Origin of the sequence: Secundilactobacillus paracollinoides DSM 15502 = JCM 11969, assembly GCF_001311135.1 — a bacterium.
In the GTDB taxonomy this organism is placed as follows: Bacteria; Bacillota; Bacilli; order Lactobacillales; family Lactobacillaceae; genus Secundilactobacillus; species Secundilactobacillus paracollinoides.
The window spans coordinates 1-4,677 of the sequence record NZ_BBAG01000107.1; the positions used below are offsets into that span (position 1 = coordinate 1).

The 4,677-nt window shown below is 47.3% G+C and carries 3 protein-coding genes, 1 tRNA gene and 1 pseudogene; 2 read left to right on the plus strand and 3 right to left on the minus strand.

Going from position 1 to position 4,677, the window contains the following annotated elements; all coding sequences use genetic code 11:
- Positions 1-252 precede the first annotated feature (252 nt).
- The 3 genes and pseudogenes from JCM11969_RS15965 to thrC form a co-directional block, all read right to left on the minus strand.
- Positions 253-879: an NAD(P)H-hydrate epimerase gene (locus tag JCM11969_RS15965; protein WP_054712803.1), complete on the minus strand. Its 627-nt coding sequence runs from the start codon at positions 877-879 to the stop codon at positions 253-255.
- Positions 880-1,154: 275 nt separating this feature from the next.
- Positions 1,155-1,661 carry a MarR family winged helix-turn-helix transcriptional regulator gene (locus tag JCM11969_RS15975; RefSeq protein ID WP_054712809.1) on the minus strand — a complete coding sequence of 169 codons (507 nt, stop codon included), beginning with the start codon at positions 1,659-1,661 and terminating at the stop codon, positions 1,155-1,157.
- A gap of 75 nt (positions 1,662-1,736) precedes the next feature.
- Positions 1,737-3,232 (minus strand): annotated as a pseudogene (gene thrC, locus JCM11969_RS15980) (threonine synthase).
- 158 nt (positions 3,233-3,390) lie between these two features.
- Here thrC and JCM11969_RS15985 point away from each other — a divergent pair.
- Together JCM11969_RS15985 and JCM11969_RS15990 are read left to right on the plus strand one after the other, a co-directional pair.
- A complete protein-coding gene (locus tag JCM11969_RS15985) occupies positions 3,391-3,717 on the plus strand; it encodes a hypothetical protein (protein ID WP_054712812.1) in 327 nt (108 codons plus the stop codon).
- Positions 3,718-3,760: 43 nt separating this feature from the next.
- Positions 3,761-3,832, plus strand: a tRNA-Arg gene (locus JCM11969_RS15990).
- The last annotated feature ends 845 nt before the right edge of the window (positions 3,833-4,677 follow it).

Below are 4,677 nucleotides of genomic sequence, written 5' to 3' on the forward strand. Positions count from 1 at the left end.
CCAGGCCCGGGCATTTCTTTGTGGTTCTCTGTCCTTGAGCCGAAACGCGTTTCGGAAAACAGAAAGCTGCATGTAAGTGAACTCTGACAAAAATGCCAAGCCCAGGCATTTCTTTGTGGTTCTCTGTCCTCGAGCCGAAACGCGTTTCGGAAAACAGAAAGCTGCATGTAAGCGAACTCTGGCAAAAATGCCAGGCCCGGGCATTTGCCAGAGTTCACTTACACTCCGCTTCCTACCTCTTTCCTCCACGCTCTACTCCAGATACACCCCAATATCCTCAACAAACAACGTCCCGGTATACTGTTTCCCAGAAGCGGTATCAAAGCACTTCTTACTATAAGCAAAGCTACTAGTCGCATTCGCCTTAACGGTCGCACCCTGAGGCTCACCAGTATCGGCATTTAAACCTGATGGCACATCCACACTAAACACCTTAGCATTACTGCCGTTAATGGCGTTGATCCAGGTCGCAAATTTGCCCTCAACAGGTCGATCCAATCCTACCCCAAAGATGGCGTCCACAATGGTTGTGTAGTCACCGAGGTTGATGTCGGCTGGAATCACAGGGATTTTGTAGTAGTCGATGATTTTTAACTGTTGGGTCGTCTCAGTGGAAGCTTTCGACCGGTCACCAGTTAACATGACGGTAACCTTAACACCTCGCACGTGCAACAACCGCGCAATAGCGATGCCATCACCACCGTTGTTTCCAGTGCCGGCAAAAATTAAGACGTTGGTTAAATCATAGTCACCAGTGAGTAACCGGTTAGTCGCGCCTAATGCGGCCCGCTCCATCAATACGAGGGAGGGAATGCCAACGTCTTGAATCGTGTGTGCATCGGCACGTCGCGCATCTGCGACTGAAATACTTGTTGTCATGAGATCACGTCCTTTGTGAAATTATTCTACAAGTATACCGTATGCTAATTTTTGAGAAATGCAATGATTAAGTTGTTTTGGGATGGCTTGCATTTTGAAAATTTGGGTAAAGTAAAACGCACTTGCCTGTTTGGCAGTGCGTTTTTTTGGTTGGTTCTCTTGGTTTTCTTGGTTCTCTGTTATATAGCGGAAACGCGTTCCACAAGGCTGAGGGCTACTGCCTAAGTAACTTCCGGCATAAATGCCAAGTTCGGGCATTTTATGCCGAAAGTTACTTAGGCTCCGCCCTCAAGGCGCCTTGTTCCACGCTCTTTGCCATTTGCCAACGGCGTTTGATGTCGGTCCGACAACACGACTTTGGAAATATCGAAGAGTTCGTTTCCCAAATGGTTGATGTCGATATGTTCCAGATCACCGGCGAAGGATTCCCACCAATTGTTAAATTGTTTGAGTGCATGGTCTAACAGCCGCTTCCCCTCGGCTGTTAGTGTCAGCTCCTTGACCCGCTTATCACGGTCGGCGCTGGTCTTGTTGATCAGTTTAAGTGACGTCAGATGTTTGACCATTCGCGTCATTAACCCTTCATCAACTGCTAAAGTCGTTGCCGCCCGGCGTTGGCTGATCGGCTGGCTTTCCAAGATAAGGACCATCAGATACATTTCGGTAATGTTAACTGGCAGTTCATCCTGCACAAGAAGTTGGTTCATGTCTCGTTGCAGTTGACGGTGCAAAATTGCGTTGTATGTGGATAGTGTTAAATAATCATTTCCGGACTTATCCATTGCGCGGTCACCTCAATCCCCTATATTCATTGACAATTAAAGTATAAGCGTTTTCATGCCCGTTTCATAGTCTTTTTAGCGAATTTTGAGAATCTTTGAAATCGTTTCCTTCATCTCGTTAGCGTTCACGGACATCTTGTGGCGAACCGGTGCGTCAAATAATTTTTGAATGGCCGGTGGTAGTGGGACGTTAATGGTGTCCTTGAGTTGTGCGATGGCATCGAGGCCGTCAGTGGTTTCATCGTGGCCCTCAATCGCGCTTAAAACGGCGTTGGGGAACTTGTAGGGACTGGCGGTTGATACGATGACCATGGGCGTGTCATCACCCGTTGTTTCCCGGTATTGGTCAGCAACAGCCTTGGCCACAGCGGTGTGGGGGTCGATCGCAAAGCCCGTTTCTTTGAAGACGGAAGCGATGGCCTGAGCGTCGGCGTCACCGGTAGCTGAGCCGGCACTGAACGTTTCTTTGAGGAAGCTCAGAGTCTCCGGCTTGATCTGGTAGTGACCAGCCGTTTCCAGTTCATGCATGTAGGCGCTCGTTTGGGTGGCGTCACTGCCAACGGCGCGGAAAATCAGGCGTTCCAGGTTGCTGGAGACCAGAATGTCCATCGATGGCGATGTCGTGGTGAAGAACGGCCGCACGCGGTCGTAGTAACCCGTGTCAAAGAAATCAGTGAGGACGTTATTTTGGTTGGAGGCGCAAATCAGGCGGTTGATCGGCAACCCTAATTCCTTGGCGTAGTAACCGGCCAAAATGTCACCGAAGTTCCCGGTTGGGACGCTGAAGTTGACGGTGTCGCCAGGTTGGATAGCGGCTTGTTTGATCAACTGGCCGTAAGCGTAGAAGTAGTAGGCGACCTGTGGGACGAGCCGGCCGATGTTGATCGAGTTGGCGGATGAGAATTGGTAGCCCTTGGCGGCGATTTCTTGCTTGAAGGCGTCGTCGTTGAAAATTTCTTTGACGTTGGTCTGAGCTTGGTCAAAGTTGCCGTCAATGGCGACGACGTGGGTGTTGGCGCCGGGTTGGGTGATCATCTGCTGTTTTTGAATAGCACTGACACCTTGTTTCGGATAGAAAACGATGATCTGGGTGTCAGCCACATCGGCGAAGCTGCCATCGCAGCCTTTCCTGTGTCACCAGAAGTGGCAGTGAGGATGACGATCTGCTTATCAAAGTGCTGTTTCTTAGCAGCCGTGGTCATTAAATGTGGCAGAATGGAGAGGGCCAGGTCCTTAAACGCAATGGTTGGGCCGTGGAATAACTCTAGGTAAAAGTCCTTGCCGTGGTGACTGACAGGGGCAATCGCGTTGTCGTCAAACTTGTCATCGTAAGCTGCGTTGATGCAGGCCTTGAGCTCATCGTCGTTGAAATCGGTGAGAAAGGCGCTCAAAACCTTATACGCCACCTGTTGGTAGGTAAGATCCGGTAAGTCGTTTAAATTCAAATCAAGTTGTGGTTTTTCAGTTGGCACGTACAGCCCGCCATCAGGACTGAGACCTTGTAAAATGGCGGCTGAAGCGGTCAGGGCAGTATCTGCAGTGCCGCGTGTGCTCCGGTATAAGAGTGTCATCGTAGGGGTTCCTCCTTAGTAATCGACAATCATTAGTCCTAGTTTACCTTATTTGATTAGAAAATTCAGTGAGTTTCTCATTTTTGTGTTTTAACGCCTGTTCAATTTGAGGACTGTGGTAGACTATAGCGAAGAGAAAAATAGAAAAGAGGATTTTCATGGAAATCGAAGTACCAGAATCAATGGCTGAAGTCGAAAAAGAAGTTGCGAACCGTCAAGCCAAGGGTGAGACAGTAACGGCTGACGATGTGATCAAACAAGCAGTGAAGGACTCATTACAGGCCTACTTAGACTTTTCAGAGGAGGGCCACTACGACTCTGTCCGCTGGGACGGCGATGCGTTAGCGGTGACCGACGTCATGAAAAAGCCCCTCAAGACCGTAACGTCTCAAGGGGAGAGCTTTGTAGCTGACTTTCAGGCCAACCCAGGTGCGTTGTTCTTTTATTTGCAGGATGAAGCGATGAAGATCTCTGGGGTGCGGTAGACTTGTTTCTCCACCTGAATACTACTATCATAGTAGTTAAGGGGCGCCCTTAGTGTAATGGATAGCACATGAGATTTCGGTCCTCATGATCCGAGTTCGACTCTCGGGGGGCGCATATGTGTGAATAGCGGTTGTTTGACAGGCATTAAATGGTGCCTATTTTTTAAATTTGTTAAGCTTGATAAAATCAACTTTAATCTATTGTTAATCAAGTTAGTTCTGTGCTCTGATATACTTCTTTTAGGCGTTATGCTGATACTCCGCGCGCGTTGGAATTTTAAAGCGTGGGGGTGTTAACATTGTTTGTTGTGCGGTTAGACCCAATCGTTATTTCGGGGGTCGAAATTGAAGCAGAGAGATACTAAAAGTTGGATTCCTGCCACCATTTCTAGACTGTATGGACTTTCAAAAAACGTCCAGGTGTTAGTTGTGCTGGTAGTGGGTGCTGTTGCCTTAGCACCCTATGTCACTGCAGTTCTGGTTGCTTACTTTTATTGTCATTAAGACAATAAAAAACCGTATGCCGGACGCAACGGTTTTTAAGTAAGTAACTTTGTTATGAATTTTTAAACCAATGCACCGGGGTGTTAACCATGGCGCTAAGGGACGGGGATCGTACTCCCTGTCCCTTTTGTTTATAAGTTTATTTTATCGTATTTGAAGTTACTTGTAAAATACTTACAGAGATTATTTTGTACATATAAATTCTGGATTTAAGAAATGCGTGACTACTGGAGTGGCTAACTGAATCGTGAGCGTTGAAAACGAAACAAGATTAACATGCAGGTGCCTAATAGTTTAGCTTTCAGTTGAAAATATTGACAGCAAATTCTGAGTGTTTAAATAATTATGTGTAAATGATTCATTGAAAAAGGGAAGCCTCTCCCTTATGATAGTTAGCGTCTAAACAAACATCACAGGAGCTTCCCCATGAATCAGTTTACCAAAGAAATCGTCACA